Annotated in this window: 15 protein-coding genes and 1 pseudogene; 10 read left to right on the forward strand and 6 right to left on the reverse strand. The window is 55.2% G+C overall.

The genetic code is table 11. From position 1 onward, the window contains the following. Positions 1–453: 453 nt before the first annotated feature. The 5 genes and pseudogenes from katG to AC07VR_RS29895 all read right to left on the reverse strand — a co-directional run. Positions 454–2688 carry a catalase/peroxidase HPI gene (gene katG / locus AC07VR_RS29875; protein ID WP_495013417.1) on the reverse strand — a complete coding sequence of 745 codons (2235 nt, stop codon included), beginning with the start codon at positions 2686–2688 and terminating at the stop codon, positions 454–456. A gap of 1291 nt (positions 2689–3979) precedes the next feature. Further along, complete coding sequence (locus AC07VR_RS29880) at positions 3980–5122, reverse strand: FAD-binding oxidoreductase (RefSeq protein WP_495013418.1); 1143 nt, start codon at positions 5120–5122, stop codon at positions 3980–3982. Between the two features lie 9 nt (positions 5123–5131). Beyond that, a complete protein-coding gene (locus AC07VR_RS29885; protein WP_495013419.1) occupies positions 5132–6388 on the reverse strand; it encodes an aromatic ring-hydroxylating oxygenase subunit alpha in 1257 nt (418 codons plus the stop codon). 147 nt (positions 6389–6535) lie between these two features. Beyond that, positions 6536–7474 carry a LysR substrate-binding domain-containing protein gene (locus AC07VR_RS29890; protein WP_495013420.1) on the reverse strand — a complete coding sequence of 313 codons (939 nt, stop codon included), beginning with the start codon at positions 7472–7474 and terminating at the stop codon, positions 6536–6538. Between the two features lie 150 nt (positions 7475–7624). Further along, positions 7625–7750: pseudogene (locus tag AC07VR_RS29895) on the reverse strand (MFS transporter); the annotation flags it as partial. A gap of 530 nt (positions 7751–8280) precedes the next feature. Here AC07VR_RS29895 and AC07VR_RS29900 point away from each other — a divergent pair. The 10 genes from AC07VR_RS29900 to AC07VR_RS29945 all read left to right on the forward strand — a co-directional run bounded on the left by AC07VR_RS29900 (position 8281) and on the right by AC07VR_RS29945 (position 18703). Continuing rightward, positions 8281–8994, forward strand: coding sequence for a GntR family transcriptional regulator (locus AC07VR_RS29900; protein WP_494995581.1), 714 nt, complete (start codon positions 8281–8283; stop codon positions 8992–8994). Continuing rightward, entirely contained in the window at positions 8991–9902 is a 912-nt protein-coding gene (locus AC07VR_RS29905) for a dihydrodipicolinate synthase family protein (RefSeq protein ID WP_495013421.1), read from the forward strand. Before AC07VR_RS29900 ends, AC07VR_RS29905 begins: the two co-directional genes overlap by 4 nt. After that, positions 9895–11412 (forward strand): aldehyde dehydrogenase, encoded by a 1518-nt coding sequence (locus tag AC07VR_RS29910; RefSeq protein ID WP_495013422.1) that lies wholly within the window; start codon positions 9895–9897, stop codon positions 11410–11412. Before AC07VR_RS29905 ends, AC07VR_RS29910 begins: the two co-directional genes overlap by 8 nt. Next, complete coding sequence (locus AC07VR_RS29915; protein ID WP_495013423.1) at positions 11409–12755, forward strand: NAD(P)/FAD-dependent oxidoreductase; 1347 nt, start codon at positions 11409–11411, stop codon at positions 12753–12755. The genes AC07VR_RS29910 and AC07VR_RS29915 overlap by 4 nt, the downstream gene beginning before the upstream one ends. Positions 12756–12827: 72 nt before the next feature. Beyond that, the gene (locus AC07VR_RS29920) at positions 12828–13676 is read left to right on the forward strand and encodes a glycine betaine ABC transporter substrate-binding protein (RefSeq protein ID WP_494995577.1); all 849 of its coding nucleotides are present in this window, start codon (positions 12828–12830) and stop codon (positions 13674–13676) included. 76 nt (positions 13677–13752) lie between these two features. Then, positions 13753–14871 (forward strand): quaternary amine ABC transporter ATP-binding protein, encoded by a 1119-nt coding sequence (locus tag AC07VR_RS29925; RefSeq protein WP_494995576.1) that lies wholly within the window; start codon positions 13753–13755, stop codon positions 14869–14871. Continuing rightward, on the forward strand, positions 14868–15716 hold the full coding sequence (locus AC07VR_RS29930; RefSeq protein ID WP_495013424.1) for an ABC transporter permease: 849 nt from the start codon (positions 14868–14870) through the stop codon (positions 15714–15716). Before AC07VR_RS29925 ends, AC07VR_RS29930 begins: the two co-directional genes overlap by 4 nt. Continuing rightward, complete coding sequence (locus tag AC07VR_RS29935) at positions 15713–16564, forward strand: ABC transporter permease (RefSeq protein ID WP_494995574.1); 852 nt, start codon at positions 15713–15715, stop codon at positions 16562–16564. Before AC07VR_RS29930 ends, AC07VR_RS29935 begins: the two co-directional genes overlap by 4 nt. Positions 16565–16576: 12 nt before the next feature. Then, complete coding sequence (locus AC07VR_RS29940; protein WP_495013425.1) at positions 16577–17575, forward strand: 4-hydroxyproline epimerase; 999 nt, start codon at positions 16577–16579, stop codon at positions 17573–17575. Between the two features lie 144 nt (positions 17576–17719). Next, the gene (locus tag AC07VR_RS29945) at positions 17720–18703 is read left to right on the forward strand and encodes a GlxA family transcriptional regulator (RefSeq protein ID WP_495013426.1); all 984 of its coding nucleotides are present in this window, start codon (positions 17720–17722) and stop codon (positions 18701–18703) included. 340 nt (positions 18704–19043) lie between these two features. Here the strand turns inward: AC07VR_RS29945 and AC07VR_RS29950 are convergent, their stop codons facing one another. Continuing rightward, a complete protein-coding gene (locus tag AC07VR_RS29950; protein ID WP_495013427.1) occupies positions 19044–19811 on the reverse strand; it encodes a metallophosphoesterase in 768 nt (255 codons plus the stop codon). Positions 19812–19817 lie beyond the last annotated feature (6 nt).

Below are 19817 nucleotides of genomic sequence, written 5' to 3' on the forward strand. Positions count from 1 at the left end.
TCTCTACAGCGGACGCAGAGCGTCCGGGGCGGCATTCCCACGCAGAGCGTGGGAACGATCAAGACCATGAACGTCGCCTAAGGCGAGTTCAGCGTCATCGAGCCCCATTCGGTGTTGAGCCGGGTGGGGCTTTTTTGTGAGTCGGGAATGAACAAAGGCTTGTCTTTGATTCCTGAAAGCTTCGGTGACTTCCCCACGGCTTTGCCGAACCTGACGCTGTACCGGCGAGTCTCGCCGACGAAGCCTGTTCCCTGCATTTACAACCTGCGGCTGGGCGTCACTGCGCGATGCGGCGAGCAAAAAGTCCAACGCCTCCACACAGGGAGGCGTTGCGGGTTTTCAGGAGCACCGAATGGAATATGCCGCATCTACTCTCGGCAACCTCCCTGGAGTCCCCCAACCTGAGCGATCAGGTCGAGGTGACCCAGTTCAAGACCAGGTCCAACGTTCGCATCACCTGAGGTCGAAGCGGTCAAGGTTCATCACCTTGGTCCAGGCAGCTACGAAGTCTTTCACGAACTTCTCCTGGGCGTCGCTGCATGCGTAGACCTCAGCCAACGCCCTCAATTGCGCATTCGAGCCAAAGACGAGATCGACACGAGTGCCTGTCCATTTGAGGTCGCCGGTTTTGCGATCGCGCCCTTCAAACTCTTCATTGGCGTCCGAGACCGGCTTCCATTCCACGCCCATGTCGAGCAGGTTGGTGAAGAAGTCGTTGGTCAACGCTTCAGGTCGCTTGGTGAAGACCCCGTGCCGGGTTTGTCCGACGTTGGTATTGAGCACGCGCAGGCCGCCAATGAGCACCGTCATTTCTGGCGCGGTGAGTGTCAGTAGTTGCGCCTTGTCGATCAGTAATGCCTCGGCCGGTACCCGGTAACGGGTCTTGAGGTAGTTACGGAAGCCATCGGCGATGGGTTCGAGAAACCCGAAAGACTCGACATCCGTCTGTTCCTGATTCGCGTCCATGCGTCCTGGCATGAAAGGCACCGTTATGGTGTGACCGGCATTTTTCGCCGCCTGTTCGACGCCAGCGCTACCGGCCAGCACGATCAGGTCCGCCAGCGAGATCTTCTTGCCGCCAGTCTGCGCGCTGTTGAACTCGCTCTGGATTTTCTCGAGGGTCGCCAGCACGTTCGCCAGTTGCTCAGGCTGGTTGGCCGGCCAGTCCTTCTGCGGGGCCAGGCGCAGGCGCCCACCGTTGGCGCCACCGCGCTTGTCGGAGCCACGGAAGGTGGAAGCCGCCGCCCAGGCAGTTGATACAAGCTGCGAGACTGTCAGGCCACAGGACTGGAGCTTGCTCTTGAGTGAGGCGATGTCGCTGTCGTTGACCAGGGCATGGTCGAGCGCCGGGATGGGGTCTTGCCACAGGAGTTTTTCGTTGGGCATTTCCGGGCCGAGGTAGCGCGAGAGCGGTCCCATGTCGCGGTGGATCAGCTTGAACCAGGCGCGGGCGAACGCGTCGGCCAACTGATCGGGATTCGCAAGGAAGCGCCGCGAAATCTTTTCATAGATCGGGTCGAATCGCAGGGACAGGTCCGTGGTCAGCATGGTTGGATTACGACGCTTGGACGGGGCGTGAGCATCCGGAATGATGCCCGCGCCGGCGCCGTTTTTCGCCGTCCACTGGTTCGCACCCGCCGGGCTCTTGGTCGGTTCCCACTCGAAGCCGAACAGGTTCTCCAGGTAATTGTTGCTCCACTTCGTGGGTGTCGTGGTCCAGGTCACTTCCAGGCCGCTGGAGATCGTGTCGCCACCTTTGCCCGCGCCGAAGCTGCTCTTCCAGCCCAGGCCCTGCTCTTCGAGGCCAGCGGCTTCGGGCACGGGCCCCACATTGGATACAGGGCCGGCGCCGTGGGTCTTGCCGAAGGCGTGGCCGCCTGCGATCAGCGCCACGGTTTCTTCGTCATTCATCGCCATGCGAGCGAACGTTTCGCGGATATCCACCGCAGCAGCGACCGGGTCCGGGTTGCCCTCCGGGCCTTCCGGGTTTACGTAGATCAGGCCCATTTGCACCGCGGCGAGCGGTTTCTCCAGGTTGCGCTCCTGGACGGTACGGCTCTCCTCTTTGCCGTAGCGCACATCGCCCCCCAGCCAGGTGCTTTCGGAGCCCCAGTAGACGTCCTCATCTGGTCCCCAGACGTCCGGACGGCCTCCGGAAAAACCAAAGGTCTTGAAGCCCATGGACTCCAGCGCGACGTTGCCGGTGAGGACGATCAGATCGGCCCAGGAGATGTTACGACCATACTTTTGCTTGATCGGCCAGAGCAGTCGACGCGCCTTGTCGAGGCTGACGTTATCCGGCCAACTGTTGAGCGGCGCGAAGCGTTGCTGACCGGAGCCGGCACCACCACGCCCGTCACCGGTGCGGTACGTGCCCGCGGCGTGCCAGGCCATGCGAATAAAGAGCGGCCCATAGTGACCGAAGTCCGCAGGCCACCAGTCTTGCGAATCGGTCATCAGCGCATGCAGGTCTTTCTTGAGCGCCTCAAAGTCCAGTTTTTTGAACGCTTCGGCGTAGTTGAAGCCCGCGTCCATGGGGTCGGACAGGGACGAGTGCTGGTGCAGGATCTTCAGATTGAGTTGGTTCGGCCACCAGTCACGGTTCGACGGGCCACCGCCCGCGGCGGCGTGATTGAACGGGCATTTCGATTCAGTTGCCATGTGTGAGCTACCTTTGGTCGTGTTCATCCGGCTATCCCGGCCCGGTGTGGGCGCGCAATAGCGACGAGCGAAATCAATGACATCGGCTGCAGGGCCAGCTGTTCGATCAATTGATCGTCGTGGTCACACGGGAAATCCGGATAGCAGCAATCGAGTTACCAGCATGGTGGCCCACGGCAAGCCTAGTACGCTTCTGACTTATTCGTATCTCTTATCAGGTCTCAACCGGCCAGTTTTCACCAGCGCTGCGTTAAGGGTAGACCCCTATAAAGCAGTCAGCTAATAGGTGGCGTATTCGGTCTTGATAGGCATAATCTTTTATTGGGCCTCTGGAGATGGAGCAGCGGGTATGAGTAGCTCTCGTAAGACCTTTTACGCGACGAACCCATGCACGGCAGAGGACCCGCCCATGAATCAGCGCCCGCGCCGCACGGCCATCCACGAAGCTGGCCACGTCCTGGCCTTTTGGTGGAATGATCAGCACATAGAGCGCGTCACTGTGCGCACCAGGACAGAAGCCTTCGCCGGCCCAATGATTGATCTGCGCGGCAACCCGCAAAACGTAGAGGGGTTGGTAGAGGCTGATTACTGTGTCCCGCACCCATCCTTCGACCCCCCCGGGATTGCTGAATACTTGCCCTCTATGGTTGAGTCTATTGAACGCGACCTTCTCCAATGCTTCGCCGGCCCAGTAGCCGAAGCAGTCTACAGGCACACCAGATCTGACAAATTCATCAGCGGCAGTGGCCGGGGTGACCGGTGCCGGGGTTACGAATTGATCAGTTTGCTGCCCGCACGAAAGCTACTCGACGCCGAATCCCAAGCAATCGCCCGGTCCAGCTGTCTGGTGCGTCGTTACTGGCCCGCTGTCACCGCTGTGGCGGATCTTCTACAAGAGCACGGCACGGTTAACGGGGAAGCTATAACAGCGCTGCTGTGGGAAGTCACCGGGGAGTCGCCTACGCGGCTCAGCAATGACCTGGCAACCCTCGACACGCGACGCAATAGGCGGTGGACTGCAGTCCACGCCAAGCTACTTTGTAGCAAGGCCCGGCAATCGTCTGACCGAACTGACGGTGACGGTCCATCAGCTCAATCCTGAAAAAAACAAAGGGCGCCTCCAGGCGCCCCATGCCATTGTCAGTCATCAAACGGTAAACTGAGATGCTGGCGTGCCGTGAATACTGGCTTCTGTAAATGTAGGCGTATCAGCGCCTGACATTGAGAAGGGATCAAGGCCACGGTCGTCGAGTGACTTTCAATAGTCGACGACCTATGGATTGCTGATGCCTTGAGGGTTGATTTGTGCGGTGGGGGCTTACAAATCGATGACAAGGTCTGACGTAGGTTTACTGCAGCAGAGCAAGCGCAGCCCCTTGTCGATTTCACGCTGGCGGATACCCCCGTTGTGGTTCATTTCCACCGTGCCTTGCAGCACGGCTGTTTTACATGTGCCGCAGACCCCTTGGCTGCAGGAGGAGGGGACGATAGCACCGGCTTTTTTTGCAGCCGCCAGTACCGTCTGGTTGCCTGGCATGCTGAAGGTTTTACCCGAGCGGGACAGCGTGACCGTAAAAAAGCGCTCCCGCCGATCGAGGACGGACGACTGTTCTATGAGAGGTTCTTCGTCCAGCACCGAGATATCGAAGCTTTCCTGGTGATAGTGCTGGAAATCAAAGCTTCCCTGTTTGAGTAGGGTTTTGACCGCATCCATGTAGCCTTGCGGCCCACAGGTGAACACTTCGCGCTCCTTGAAATCTGGTACCAGCTCGCTGAGCAGGGCCAAATCCAGGCGGCCGATCGGCCCGGCCCAATCCGTGTCGACGCCGCGCCCTTCGCAGATATTCAGGACGCGCAGGCCAGGCATGCTGGCCTGCATCCGACTCAGTTCGTCATGGAAAATAATGTCGATTGGCGTTCGCGCACTGTGCACGAAGACGATATCTAATCTGGCCGCCATGTCGAAACTCGCCCGTGTCATGGACATCAGAGGTGTCACTCCGGAACCCGCCGACAGGTAAAGCAGCTTGGCAGCTGGACGGCCGACCGGCGTGAAGCTGCCAGCGGGGCCGGAAGCAAGCAACATATCGCCTTCGCGCAAGTTATCGTGCAGCCAATTCGACACTGTCCCGCCGGGAACGCGTTTGACTGTGATCGAAAGCGCAAAGGGGCGAGTGGGAGATGATGACACCGTATAGCAGCGTGACACGCTTTGCCCCGCGATGATCGGCGATACAGTAATGAACTGCCCTGGCTCAAAACTTATTGCGCTGAAATCCGCACTACGAAAGATAAAGGTCTTTACATCGTGGGTTTCGTCGCGCACAGCGCAGCATTGCAGCGCCTTTTGTTCGCCGCTGTTCCACTGTGCGCCGCAGGCGCTCCAGGTGTCAGGATTTGTGAATACCCTCTGCGCGGATCCGGCGCCTGCGGTAACCGGCGTTTTTTCATAGGTGGTCATGGTCATTCCTCACACACCGTGTGCGGCAAGCCGCGCGGCGTACCAGCGAGAGAACTGATCAACGTAGGATTCGGTGAACGCCGAGAATGGCCCAGGCGAGTAGCCAGGATCTTGCGTACCGCTATGAGTGATTGCGACAAGGTTAGCGTCCTGCTGATTGGTCGCTTTCCACACTTCGGTCAGCTTATCGATGTTGTAATCCACGCCCTCAATGGCGTCTGCATTCACGAGCCACTTGGTACGCACCAAGGTCTTGTCAGGTGCGAGAGGGATGATGTAGGAAATCACCGCGTGATCGCTCATCACATGCGTCCAGGAGTTATGAGTCCACAGGTGAACGTCGCCGAGGTCGCGGCGGGTCAGGTCACCGAACAGGCGCGTACAAGCCACCCGGGTGTCGAGCGTTTGAGACTCGCCATTGCCGGCGATGACCAGCCGTTGCGTGCGAAATTGGGTCACTGCGTCTACGTCCAGGTGTTCTACCGCGTCGCAGATAAACCCGTCGTTTTCCCAGTTCCGTTTTGCAGCAGCATTGCGTTCTTCATATTCATCCAGCGCCTGAAGCGATTCTTCGCTAAGACCATCGGCGCAGAAACCGAAATCTTCCGGCAGGAAAGATGCTGTTAATTCCGGATGCGTCGCTGAACAGTGATAACACTCGCGATTATTCTCGATGACCAATTTCCAATTACCGTCTTCAATGATTTGCGCCTCATAGGCAATCTTCGAATAGATGATGTTGTAGGGGGCTAGCCGAGGAGCCATTGTTTCTTCCAGATGTGCGATATCTTCGGGAGGCTGATCGCCAAGGCAAACGAACACATGCGTGCCGGCAACTTTTGTATGAACAGGAATCAGACTTTTACACTTTGGATCGAAATCCTTGCCCATGTGAGCGGCGTGCTTCAGGCTGCCATCAAGATCATAAGTCCACTGATGGTAAGGGCAAACCAGCATACCGACAGTCGACTTGCCGGCCGGCTTCAGACGCGCTCCGCGATGACGGCATACGTTGCGAAATGCTTGCACCTGCTCGTCGTCGTCGCGTACGACGATGATCGAGGATTTGCCGATGTCTATGGTCGAAATATCCCCAGGCTCGGGAATATCAGCCGTGACGCCTACCAAAATCCAATGTTTGGTGAAAAAGATATCGACGTCGGTTTCGAAAATATCCTGGCGGCCAAACAACGCCCCATGCATGCCATGGCCTGGTGTGCGCGCGGTAACAAGCTCTTGTTGGGATTTCACGACGGTAGTTGTCATTATAGCCTCATGGGGTCGATCTAAATCATCAGCAGGTGACGGTGAGGCAAGTATCGAAATGCTTCAGGGTTGCGTCAATGCGCTTTATTCTCACCTTGGCATATCTAAAAGTTATGCGAAATTTCAGCCGGTTTTTTACCATTTACTTCAGTGCGCTAATACTGATTCATCTCGCAACCAATCGACCAGGACATTAACTAATGGCGTTATTTCTCGACCATTCGGGACAATCAAGTAATAAGCATCTTTGGGTTTGACCACATAGGGGGAGATACGAACTAATTCACCACTGAGGAGCATAGGGCCAAGCAACCTGTTCCAGCCCAAGGCTATGCCATACCCCTGTAGCGCTGCCTGCACAGTGTCGTTGTAGCTGCTGCAGCGCAGGCTGTAATTCATCTTTGGGCGACTCTGCCCCAGCTCCTTGAACCAGCTATTCCAAGTCATCCAACCTTCGAGCGTTGTTTCCGAATCGATGAGATCCATATGCAGGAAGTCGTCGACTGACATGGGTGCGGGATGAGTGGTCAACCAGGTCGGCGAACACACTGGGAAAACTTCTTCGTCAAACAGGAAAATCGAAGTGCCGTCCTCCCATTTTCCATTCCCGAAGCGAATGGCGATATCTACATCCTGTCGGCTTACGTCAGGATTGAGTATGTGTGTAATCAAGCGCAGTTGCAGCTTGGGCTGTGACAGGCGCAATGAGGCCAGCCTGGGCAAGATTCGTAGTTGTGAAAACGCCGCAGTACAGGCAAGCACCAATTCCTGTTCGGGAATGCCCTCGGAAATCTTGTCGAAGACGCTCGCCATGCGTTGCATGGATTCGGAGACCACCGAATACAGCACGTACCCCTCGCTGGTTAATTTGATGGCACGGTGTAGACGATGGAATAACCTGGTACCCAAGGTTTCTTCCAGGTATTTGACCTGTTTGCTTACTGCGGCTTGGGTCACTCCCAGTTCCTGAGCCGCCAGTGTGAAACTGCTCAACCGCGCTACTGCCTCGAACTCCATCAACGCCGTCATGGAAGGGATCAGCCGGCGGTAACCCTTAACCTTTTTGCTGGTTTCTTCACTATCCATCGTGGTTGATCCTGAAAGGAGAACTGGCGCAGCAACCGCTTGCGTTCAAGCACCGAGCCGACATGGCGGTCATGCGGGGTACAGGCGAACTCTACGTGACCAGCTCACGGGAGCTGCGCCAAGGGTGCAGTTGGCAGTGTCGATCTGCAGGATAGCCGCTCCCTGTGGCATACATTGCTGCCGGCCTGCGGCGGTAAAAAGCACAGGGACGATGTTTGAGCATCCAGCTCCCACCAGGGCATAACCGATCAAGGACGCAGGCCATCCATCGAAACCTTATCGACGTGATGCCGTCATTGCGTAGTGATGCTTGGTTGCTTTGACGATACGCTCATGTATGCCGCTGCGGTTGTTCTGGAGCGACACGCCATTGCCTGTTCGCTCAGCACCGAGAAACGCTGGAACCGCCTCCTTTGAATCGCCTTCTGACAAGGGGTCTTCAGTCCGCATTCACTAAAGCCTCTCCACTGCCTCAAAGGCATGTCGCAAACGCTTCCTGGAACGTCGTACCGGGCCAACCGCCCCTATACAAAAGTGCGCTTGGTAATAAGCTTTATTATGGAATGATCTAGGAAAAAACATTCCAAAAACGACCATATTCTTTCCTGTGACCGACCACGTCGTTTTTTTAATAATTAAGTAACTTGATGAATTTAAAGAAAATTCTTCAAAAAAATCATGTGTTTTTCATGTGTTTTTTATGTATACACAACAAATACAATCTATTGACCATCCCCAAAACCCATGCGAGTCTCGACTCATCAGTCAGCCGCACCTGACAGCGAAACTACCTCTGGAGGTCGTTTGTGAAAAACGGCAAAACTTGTCTCTACGAAGACCTGAAACGTCAAATTTTGACGATGGAACTGGATCCTGACGAAGCGCTGGATGAAGTCATTCTCAGCGAGCGTTATGGCTTATCCCGAACGCCCGTCCGAGAAGTTTTCCGACGCTTGGCCGGTGAAGGTTATGTCGATATTCGAGAAAACCGGGGCGCTCGGGTTATTCCAATGAATCACTCGACACTGCGAAATTTCTTCCTGGTTGCACCGATGATATACGCAGCCATTGGCCGTCTGGCGGTTCAAAACTTCAAGCCACGCCAACTGATCGATTTGAAAGAAACGCAGCACCGGTTCCGCATTGCCACCACCTCAAGGGATGCGCTGGCAATGGTCGTCGAGAACAATCGTTTTCACGCGATCATGGGCGAAATGGCCGGCAACCAATATCTCCAACCCAGTTTGGAAAGATTGCTCATTGATCACTCCCGAATCGGTAATACATTTTTCCGACCTCAAAATGAGGATATGGAGGAGCGTCTTGAACTTTCTGCGGGGCACCATGATTTTTTTATCGAGGCTATTGAACGTCGCGATGAACAAGCAGTAGTTGATCTCGTGTTTGAACATTGGGAACTGTCCCGAGAAAACATGGAGATTTTTATCGCGCCCCAAGGCATCAAGGCGGACGCGCTCGTTGACCTTCCACGTAACTCATATTCGGAGAAATCATCTTGAAATTTGAAGGCATCTATACACCAGCGGTGACTCCTTATAAGCCCGATGGGGAGATCGACTGGAGCGTGTACTCCGAAGTATTGGAGTCGCTGATTGAGGCGAAGGTACACGGCATTATTATCGGCGGGTCGACCGGCGAGTATTATGCGCAGACGGCAGAAGAACGTACTGAGCTTGCCGCTTATGCAAAAGATGTGATCGGCACTCGGGTGCAACTGATCATTAGCACCGGGGCCATTCGCACTGAAGATGCGGTGCAGTATGCGAAGGATGCCAAAGCGATCAAAGCGGACGCCATTCTCGTCACCAGTCCACCGTATGCGCTCCCTACCTCCGAGGAAAACGCGATACATGCATTGACCATTGATCGTGCTGCCGATCTGCCGATCATGCTTTACAACTACCCGGGTCGCATGTGCGTTTCGATGGACGAGGATTACTTCACCCGTGTGAGCAAATCGAAAAACGTAATTGCCATCAAGGAAAGTTCCGGCGACATGGGGCAGGTGCATCTCCTCGCGCGTAAGTTTCCCAACATCGCACTGTCATGCGGCTGGGACGATCAAGCACTTGAGTTTTTTGCATGGGGTGCCAGAAGTTGGGTGTGTGCAGGCTCCAACTTTTTGCCGAAAGAGCACGTGGCGCTTTACGAAGCCTGCGTCATTGAAAAGGACTTCGACAAAGGCCGTCAGATCATGTCGGCGATGATGCCTCTGATGAATGCTTTGGACGGCGGCAAGTTCGTGCAGTCGATCAAGTTTGGTTGCGAGCTGACTGGACTGAAAGTAGGGGACGTGCGGTTGCCGCTTCAGCCGCTTGATTCAGAAGAGAAGAAAAGCCTTGTAGCGATCATCAGCGATGTGAAGCGCGACGTTGCCAACATCACTTCGGGAGCCAGCCATGGGTGATCTTCTGAGCAAGGCCGAATACGCCGCCATCGCTAAAGGTATTTCGTTTCCTTCTAACGCGTTCATCAATGGCGCGTTCAAGCCCGCGATCTCTGGCAAAACGTTCGCCACGACCAATCCGGCGACGGGTGAGTTTCTGGCAGATGTTGCCGCATGCGCGTCTGAAGATGTCGATTATGCAGTTAGTAACGCTAAAGAAGCCTTTGAGGATGGACGCTGGAGATCGATTTCTCCCAGGGAGCGAAAAGCCGTTCTCCTGAAGTTCGCGAATCTGCTTGAAAGCAATCAACACGAATTGGCAGTCCTGGAAAGCCTCGATAGCGGCAAGCCCGTCAGTGAATGTCAGTTGGTCGATGTGCCGGACACCATTCACACGCTGCGCTGGCACGCGGAGTTGATCGACAAGATTTATGACAACACCGCCCCTGTGGGCAGTGACGCACTGACCATGGTTGTTCGCGAGCCAATAGGTGTAGTGGGCTGCGTGCTGCCCTGGAACTTTCCTCTACTAATGCTGGCCTGGAAAATCGGCCCGGCGCTCGCAGCGGGATGCTCGGTGATCGTCAAACCCGCCGAACAAACCTCGCTGACGACGTTGCGCGTTGCGCAGCTCGCGTTTGAAGCCGGTGTTCCCGCAGGTGTGCTCAACATCATTACGGGTACAGGCAAGGATGTCGGGGAGCCGATTGGCTTGCATCACGATGTCGACATGGTGAGCTTCACTGGCTCCACCGCGACCGGTCGCCGGTTTCTGCATTACGCAGCCGATTCGAATCTGAAACGTATTGTCCTCGAATGCGGCGGGAAAAATCCTGCCGTGGTGATGGACGATGCGGAAGATCTGGATCGCGTTGCCGAGCATGTCGTAAACGGTGCGTTCTGGAACATGGGCGAGAATTGCTCTGCAACCTCGCGCCTGATAGTCCACACATCCGTGAAAGATGAGCTGCTACAGCGCATGGGCGCCTACATCCGCGAATGGAAAATGGGCGATCCACTCGATCCGCAAAACCGTGTTGGGGCGCTGGTCAGCCCTGAGCATTTCGCGAAAGTGAAGTCGTACCTTGAGCATGCCACCGCTGGAAAGCTCGAAGTTGTGTACGGCGGCGCGACCAAAGACGGTGCCTTCGTAGAGCCGACCGTGATTGACGGCGTAGGTCGGGACAACCGGCTGTTCCAGGAAGAGGTTTTCGGCCCGGTTCTTTCGGTCACCACATTCAGCTCGATCTCCGAAGCCATTGCCTTGGCCAATGACACGGTATACGGCCTTGCCGCCTCTGTTTATACCGGCAGTCTGCGACGGGCGATCAAGTTGTCGCGGGAAATTCGCGCCGGCATCGTCACCGTGAACTGCTTTGGTGAGGGCGATGCTTCCACGCCTTTCGGCGGCTACAAGGAGTCAGGGTTCGGCGGTCGAGACAAATCGATTTTTGCTCACGATCAGTACACCGAAATCAAAACCATCTGGATCGATGTTTCTGGTCGGTCGGATGAAGAGACTGAAAAATGAGCACCCAGACCATCAAGCGCCTACCGGTAGACACCGGGGTTTCAGGTTGGGAGGCGATTTCCACGCGCACTGCTCCTGTGCGCATGCTTGATGGGAGCGTGTCGGCAGATTGGCTGATTATCGGAGCAGGGTTTGCAGGTCTGTCCGCTGCGCGCAGGCTAGCCCAACTGCATCCCGGCGATAGCATCGCGGTCGTTGATGCCCATGAAGTCGCGAAGGGGCCAGCAGGAAGAAACTCTGGCTTCATGATCGACGTGCCCCACAGTCTTTCATCTGGGGAGTATTCGGTTGCCGCTGAGTCTGCAACGTCGTTGGAAATCGCCCAGAACCGCTTTGCTATCGCTTTTGCAGCGCAAGCCGCACGCGAGTACGGCATGTCTGTCGAGACCTTTGATCCGTCCGGAAAGATCAACGCGGCTGCAACAGAGCGGGGGATGAAGCTCAATGACAACTATGCGAAATCGCTAAAGGGCATTGGCGAGCAATACGAGTTGCTGGACGCTGCGCAGATGCAAGAGATCACCGGCTCCCGTTATTACCATGGTGGGCTTTATACGCCCGGTGCGGTGATGATTCAGCCCGCTCAATATATTAGGGATTTTGCATTTGGGCTTGATAAGAACGTCAGCCTTTATGAACGCTCTCCGATTATTGAACTTTCCAGATCGGGAAATAGCTGGAAGGCGAGGTCTCATCATGGTGTGGTTAATGCACCTAAGGTGATTCTTGGAGTCAATGGCCATATCGAAGACTTCGGCCATTTTCAAGGTCGACTGCTGCACGTGTTTACCTACGCTTCGATGACGGCTGCTTATAGTCATCATGAGTTTGGAAGGCCGGTGACAGGTAAGGATCGATGGGCCTTGTTACCCGCGGATCCGATGGGAGCGACCGTTCGCAAGATTACTTCAAATGGGCTTTCGCGCATCGTTATCCGTACAAAGTTCACGTATGACCCAAGTATTCAAGTGACACTAAAGCGTGTTGCCGGGATTGCCGAAGAGCAACGGCATTCGCTGGACGCGCGCTTTCCCGAGCTGAAGTCGACTCCGTTGGAATTTAGCTGGGCTGGACGCCTCTGCTTGAGCCGTAACAGCGCTCCAGCCTTTGGCGAGATAGAAGAAAACCTCTATTCGGCTTGCTGCGAAAATGGGCTGGGAACTGTCAAGAGTACCCTGGCGGGCGTGATGGCCGCTGAGTTGGCCTCCGGCACCAATTCAAAGTTTTTAGAAAGTTTCAGTCAAGCGCCTGGGCCAAGCAGGCTTCCACCCAGGATATTAACGAAGCTGGGTGTCAACTCGGTTATTCGTTGGCAGGCGCTGAGAGCAGGGCGAGAGGGCTGAAGTGTTTCACACAACCGGCTTTTATTTCATAAAGGCCTAATCTCTGGTTTTAACCGTAGTTCGGAGTACGCCATGAAAAAGATTTGGAAGGCAATCTGCGCTGTCGCTGTGGCTGGTGTAATGAGTTTGCCAGTTCACGCCGAAGAAAAGAACATCACCATGGGTACGATGACTTGGGAGGATTTGACTCCCATCACCGGTATCACCAAGAAGGTGCTTGAAGACGCTGGCTACACAGTGAAAGTTGTAGATTTTTCCGAGTGGGGCATCGCGTACGCCGCGTTAACCAAGGGTGATGTTCAGGTGTTGGCGTCCCAAACGGACTATGCGGCGAACGATTACTGGAACAAAAACAAGAACAAGATCGAGAAACTATCTCCTGTTTCCTTTGGCCTTTACCAAGGTCTTGCAGTGCCGAGCTATGTCAACATTGATTCCATTGATCAGTTGAATGCTAACTCGGAAAAACTGGGCGGCAAAATTATCGGTATCGAGCCAGGGTCTGGCTTGATGAGCGACGCTAACAACGTAGTTAAAGCGTATGACCTCAAGCTTAAGCTGGTCGAGGGCAGTACCACCGCGATGACTGCAGCGTTGAAATCAGCCGTCGACCGTAAAGAGCCGGTAGTTGTAACCGTCTGGGAACCCTCCTGGATGACCAAGAAGTTCGATCTTAAATTCCTGAAAGATCCAAAAGCCATATTCCCCCCACAGCAAGGCTACTACTGGATCGGCCACAAAGGCTTTGCTGAAGGCAATCCACGTGCTCGCGAACTCATGGCGAGCGTATACGTGCCGATCGCAGACATCACCGCGATGAATGCTGAAGTCAAGGATGGCAAGACGATGGAGCAGGCTATCAAGGGCTGGACGGATAGCCACGCCGAGCTGCTGAAGCGTTGGGAAAATATCAAGAACTAATCAATTTTTGCTTTGTAGCCACTGCCGCCCTTTGATTAATTAGAAAAACCAGAAAACTGGTTCACGGGTTACGAAAATGACAACGCCCAAAATTGACACCAACGAAGTGCTGATAGATTGCCAGTCAGTCTGGAAAATCTTCGGGAAAGCCGCACCTGCAGCAATGAATGCTGTTGTTCAGCAGGGGCTCACCAAGACTCAGATCCTGCAAAACTACGGCTGCGTGGTTGGCGTCTCCGACGTCAGTCTCCAGGTTCGCCGAGGAGAGATCTTTTGCATCATGGGATTGTCCGGCAGTGGCAAATCCACACTTATCAGGCTACTCAATAAGCTGATCACACCTAGCTCAGGGACAGTCCTGGTTAAAGGCAAGGATCTGTCTTCCCTTACAGCTGCACAGCTTCGTGAGGTTAGGGCGCGTCACATTGGCATGGTCTTTCAGAGCGTCGCTTTGTTACCAAATCGAACAGTGTTGGAGAACACGGCGTTTGGCCTGGAAGTGCAGGGCGTGGGCAAGGCTGAACGTTACAAGGTGGCCGAGCAGGCCTTGGCCAAGGTGGGTTTGAGCGATTGGTCTTCACATTATCCCAGCGCGTTGTCTGGAGGTATGCAGCAACGTGTGGGTCTGGCACGTGCCATCACCGCCGATCCTGAAGTGATTTTGATGGATGAGCCTTTTAGTGCGCTTGATCCGTTGATTCGCCGGCAGTTGCAGGATGAATTTCGCCAGTTGACCAAGGAGCTTGGCAAGTCCGCCGTGTTTATCACGCACGACCTGGACGAGGCGATTCGAATCGGTGACCGCATCGCGATCATGAAGGACGGCGTGATCATCCAGGTGGGTACGGCCGAGGAGATCGTTCTCAATCCGGCTGACGACTACGTCGCGGAATTTGTGGCGGGCATTTCCAGATTGCATCTGGTTAAAGCCCAGTCGGTCATGACGCCCGTGGAGCCTTACCAGGTGGCGAACCCTGGCTGCGACATTTCCAGGCTTGCCAAAACCTCGCTCGACGCCGATATCAACGAGCTGATCGAATTGACCATGAAGTCCGAGCGTGACGCACTCTCTGTTGTCGACAACGGAACAGTGGTAGGCATCATTACGCTGCGTGATCTGCTGCGTGGCGTTCAAGGCATTCCGAATGAGTTCGCGGCTTCGACCGCCGCCAGTCTTCTGGAGGCATCGACATGAGCATCCCGGACTTTTCCAATCAGTTCGACTCGGTCGTCGACTCGAGTCTGGAATGGCTATCGGATCACGGCGAATTTTTATTCGACGGCGTCAATGCATTGCTGACGGGCATATACAAAAGTGTTCTCTGGTGCATTGCTTATCCCCCGTATTACATCGTCGCGATAGCCATTGCCCTTATCGGGTGGCGGGTTGTCGGCGTTCGGTTCGCAATTCTCGCAGGCCTGGCGTTGTTGTTTTGCGACGTGATTGGCTTGTGGCCGGAGACGGTCAGTACCCTTGCCCTGGTGCTTACGGCTACCGTGCTGGCGCTGGTGGTAGCGATCCCATTGGGCGTGCTGGCCGGTCTCGCGCCGTCAGTTGATCGCGTCGTAGATCCGGTTCTGGATCTGATCCAGACCCTGCCGCCCTACATCTATCTGTTGCCGGCAATCGCCCTGCTGGGCTACGGCCCGGCCACGGCACTGTTGGCCACCTTTATCGTTGCCGTACCACCGGCCATACGCCTGACCTCTCTGGGGATTCGCATGACTCCACGGGAATTCATCGAGCTGGGGGATGCCAGTGGCGTCACCGGTTGGCAGATGTTCTTCAAGATCCGCCTGCCATTCGCCAAGCCAAGCATCATGGCAGGGGTGAATCAGAGCTTGATGATGGCATTCGGCATGGTGGTTATTGCCGGCATCGTGGGTTCCGGCGGCCTGGGTGAGTCGATTTATGCAGCTGTTCGCACACTGGATATCGCCAAGTCGATCAATGCGGCCATCGCCATCGTCATTCTGACCATGATTCTGGATCGGTTGGCGCAGCACGCTGCACGTTCGCGGATGGGAGAAAGCCAATGACTACCATGAACATCCAATTTTCCCCGGGTGAGTTCCTTGCACCTGCCGTTGACTGGCTGAACGCCAATCTGCACGGTTTGTTCAAAGGGATCAGCCAAGTCATCGAGGCGGTACTTGGCTTCGTTGAGGCCGCGCTGCTTGCGCCCCATCCTTATTTGTTCATTGGGATCGTCGTCGTTGGAGCTTTTTTTCTCACCAACAAACGCGTCGCCGTATTTGCTGCTTTGATGTTGGCTTTTTGCTTATTCTCCGGTCTTTGGGTCGCCTCCATGCAAACCATTGCCCTGGTCTCGGTCGCGGTTCTGATATCGGTGGCCATCGCCTTTCCACTCGGTGTGCTGGCCGCACGGGTGAAGCGGGTTGATGAAGCGTTCCTGCCGATCCTCAACATCATGCAGACGGTGCCGCCATGGGTTTACCTGATCCCCGCCGTGATTCTGTTCAGCCTGGGGCGGGTGCCGGCAATTATTGCGACCATCGTTTACGGCATTCCGCCGATGCTCAGGCTGACAACCCTGGCGTTCAAACAGTTGCCGAAAGATTTGCTGGAGCTGGGGCAGGCGTCCGGTGCTTCGCCAAGGGACATTTTGTTCAAGATTGAACTGCCGACTGCCGCTCCCACGCTGTTGGTAGGCCTGAACCAATGCATCCTCATGTCCTTGGCGATGGTGGTGCTGGCAGGTCTGGTGGGGGCGGGCGGTTTAGGGGCTGAAGTAACCCGAGGTCTCTCAAGGATGGAAATGGGCCTGGGACTCCGGGCCGGCCTGGCGATTGTGGCGGTGGCACTGCTGCTGGATCGTCTGTCACGCGGCGCATTGCAGCGTCACTCCCCCAGCAACCTCGTTTGATAGGTTTCCAGTATGAGACGCAGCTTTTTTTGCATCGACTCACATGCGTGCGGCAATCCGGTTCGGGTGGTGGCAGGTGGCGGCCCTTTGTTGCCGTCGGTGTCGATGGCCGAACGACGAGAAATTTTTGTCCGCGATCATGACTGGGTGCGAACCGCGTTGATGTTCGAGCCCAGGGGGCACGACATCATGTCCGGCGTCATCATCTATCCGTCCTCGCGTGATGACTGTGACTTTGGTGCGTTGTTTATCGAGGTCAGTGGCTGTCTGCCGATGTGTGGGGCAGGGACTATCGGTCTGTCTACCGTGGTGATCGAGGAAGGCCTGATCACACCGCGCGAATCGGGCAAGCTGGCCATCGAGACGCCGGCCGGGCGAGTGGATGTCGAGTACACCATGAACCGCGAATATGTCGACTCCATCCGCCTGTTCAACGTGGCCAGTTATCTGCACAGTGCCGACGTGGTGGTGGATGTGCCAGGCGTAGGTGAGCTCGTCGTGGACATTGCTTACGGCGGCAATTTCTATGCGGTGGTCGAGCCGCAGGAAAACTGGGCCGGCTTGCAAGGATTGACCACGGCAGACATCGTCAACCTGAGCCAGAAACTGCGCTCGGCTCTGGCAGAAGTATGTGACCCCGTGCATCCCGAGAACAGCAGAATCAGTGGCGTTCACCATGTCATCTGGTGCGACGACGAACACAGCACGGCAGCAGATGGACGCGGTGCCGTGTTCTACGGCGACAAGGCCATTGATCGCTCTCCCGGTGGTACAGGTACCTCGGCACGGATGGCTCAACTATTTGGTAAAGGACGATTGAAGGTGGGTGATACGTTCCGCAACGAAAGCTTGATCGGGACGATCTTCGAAGGGAAAGTCGAAGCGTCGGTGAAAGTCGGAAGGTTTGATGGCATCAGGCCAAGTATCGGTGGCTGGGCGCAGATAACGGGACACAACACCATATTTGTCGATGATAAAGACCCGCTTCGTCACGGTTTTCAGCTTGCCTGATCAGCAGAGTAATGACGCCAGGGGTAAGCGCTTTTTGTACTTCTGGCGCTTGGCATTGCGCTTTATCAACGCACCAAATAACGTGTTCATTAACATAAGAAAGTAGGTCGAACATTGATCGAGCGACGCCAATTCAGCGGAGGCATGAAGGGGAAAAATCTCCGCTATCTGAATGAAAACCCCAACGAGACGACTCAAATGGTTCGGGCAGGATTTCTGCTGCTTGAGCATTTCTCGCTGCCCGCGTTCACCCAAGCGCTGGATACGATTGTCACCGCGAATCTTCTACGACCCGGGTTGTTCTCTTCCCGAACGTTTGGCTTGACCGATGGGGAGGTCGTCAGTGATCTGGGCTTGGTCATTCGGCCGGATGCGCGTATCGATTGTTCAGTGATTAACGACCTTGATCTACTGGTCATTTGCGGCGGCTACAGGACAGAACTGAAGGCTAATGATGGATTTATCACCCTGCTCAGGACTGCATCGGATCTGGGTGTCAGTCTGGCCGGATTGTGGAATGGTGCATGGTTCCTGGGGAGGGCAGGATTGCTTGACGGTTACCGTTGTGCCATTCACCCCGAACATCGCCCCGCACTCGCTGAGTTCTGCAAGGCGACGCAGGTCAGCAGTGAGCCCTATATCATTGATCGAGATCGGCTCACGGCTTCCAGTCCTTCCGGGGCCTTTCATATGGCCCTGGACTGGATCAAAGGACTGCATGATAAAGCCCTCGTCGAGGGTATAGAGGACATTCTGGCGTTCGAGGAGTCTCGTTATCGGCGCATCAAACCAACTGAAAATATCTGTGTGAGCGCGCCGTTACGTGAGGTGGTCAAGCTGATGGATGCCAACCTCGAAGAGCCTTTGGAGTTGGAGCAGCTGGCGGTCTACGCCGGCCGTTCGCGTCGACAACTCGAGCGCTTGTTCAAGGAGCAACTTGGCACAACGCCACAACGGTATTACATGGAACTGCGTATCACCGAGGCGCGACGACTTCTCCAGCACACAGAGCTGTCCCAGGTCGATGTGCTGGTTGCCTGTGGCTTTGTTTCGCCCAGTCATTTCAGCAAGTGCTATAGCTCGTATTTCGGTTACAGACCGTCCAAGGAAAAGCGGCTGGTAAAGTAAAAAGAACCGTTGCGTTAGTAACGTTTTGGAATGATCCATCGCAATGGTGGATCAGCTAGATCACTTTGATGCCGGGAAAGGTAACTGTCGGTAAAGCTGTTGTCTCAACGCGTCAAATGCGGCACTCGCTGCCGAAATTAAATACTCCCCAACGTTTTTCCGTGACTTCATGGCGCAGCCCGATCCGTCGATGCTTCGTGAGGCAGCTGTGTATGCGTGGATATCAGGCAGGTCCGGTAGACCGACGATATCACCTTGCCATGGTGCCTCTACATCGGAACGGGATGGTGCCGGTGATTGCCTTGGTGGTTTTACGGAGGGGGATTTGCAGTGTGTTGCCTCATATATCCAGGTCAATCACGTATGAGCCATTAAATTCAGGGTTTTCATTGATGCCATTTTTTGCATAGCCCCGGGCGTTGCAAATGACGCGGGTATTGCCCACCCGATAGTCAAAGCTCCCATGGGTATGGCCATGTAGCCAAAGTGCCGGTTGCCAGTCTTTGATCCGCTCTTCGAGGTCTGAAACATAACTGGAGTTAATCGGCGAACTCGCAAAAGCCGGGCTGATGCTCAACCGTGTCGGTGCAAAATGGGAAACCACCACCGTGGGCATGGTTCTGTTTTTGGTAAAGCAGTCTTCCAGCCAGGCGACTGTCTGTAAAAAAACCAGTTGGGAAATCGCCGGAGTGAACAGGTCTTGAAAATCGGGTGAGATTTTTATGTGGGTGAAGTCCCGAATGACCTTCGTCGCCAGATCAATGCCCCGTGCCCGATCCTCTGCGGAATCGAAAAGACGATAGTCAGACCACAGGGTGCAACCCAGAAAACGCACGCCGTTGTGGACATACTCCGAACGTTCCAGCACGTGGATCTGTGTGCCTTGCGACAATCTGTTCAAGTGCTCGTAGGTAGAGATCAAGTCACTGCCATAAAACTCGTGATTGCCTGCCACGTACACGACCGGAGCGGGGCAGGATTTGGCCCACTCAATGGCCGCTGCCGGTCGGGAGATGTCTCCGGCGAGGACTACGATATCGGCATCCACATCGGGAAAAGGTAATGCGTTGACGGACAAGTGGATGTCGGACAGCAAGGCGATGCGCATTGATCA

The organism is Pseudomonas sp. GW821-FHT02H09 (genome assembly GCF_059421425.1).

Bases quoted from the DNA above. Each gene is read 5' to 3' on its own strand.
- katG (WP_495013417.1), bottom strand. From the start codon at position 2,688: ATGAACACGACCAAAGGTAGCTCACACATGGCAACTGAATCGAAATGC.
- AC07VR_RS29880 (WP_495013418.1), bottom strand. From the start codon at position 5,122: ATGACCACCTATGAAAAAACGCCGGTTACCGCAGGCGCCGGATCCGCG.
- AC07VR_RS29885 (WP_495013419.1), bottom strand. From the start codon at position 6,388: ATGACAACTACCGTCGTGAAATCCCAACAAGAGCTTGTTACCGCGCGC.
- AC07VR_RS29890 (WP_495013420.1), bottom strand. From the start codon at position 7,474: ATGGATAGTGAAGAAACCAGCAAAAAGGTTAAGGGTTACCGCCGGCTG.
- AC07VR_RS29910 (WP_495013422.1), top strand. From the start codon at position 9,895: ATGGGTGATCTTCTGAGCAAGGCCGAATACGCCGCCATCGCTAAAGGT.
- AC07VR_RS29915 (WP_495013423.1), top strand. From the start codon at position 11,409: ATGAGCACCCAGACCATCAAGCGCCTACCGGTAGACACCGGGGTTTCA.
- AC07VR_RS29920 (WP_494995577.1), top strand. From the start codon at position 12,828: ATGAAAAAGATTTGGAAGGCAATCTGCGCTGTCGCTGTGGCTGGTGTA.
- AC07VR_RS29925 (WP_494995576.1), top strand. From the start codon at position 13,753: ATGACAACGCCCAAAATTGACACCAACGAAGTGCTGATAGATTGCCAG.
- AC07VR_RS29930 (WP_495013424.1), top strand. From the start codon at position 14,868: ATGAGCATCCCGGACTTTTCCAATCAGTTCGACTCGGTCGTCGACTCG.
- AC07VR_RS29935 (WP_494995574.1), top strand. From the start codon at position 15,713: ATGACTACCATGAACATCCAATTTTCCCCGGGTGAGTTCCTTGCACCT.
- AC07VR_RS29940 (WP_495013425.1), top strand. From the start codon at position 16,577: ATGAGACGCAGCTTTTTTTGCATCGACTCACATGCGTGCGGCAATCCG.
- AC07VR_RS29945 (WP_495013426.1), top strand. From the start codon at position 17,720: ATGAAGGGGAAAAATCTCCGCTATCTGAATGAAAACCCCAACGAGACG.
- AC07VR_RS29950 (WP_495013427.1), bottom strand. From the start codon at position 19,811: ATGCGCATCGCCTTGCTGTCCGACATCCACTTGTCCGTCAACGCATTA.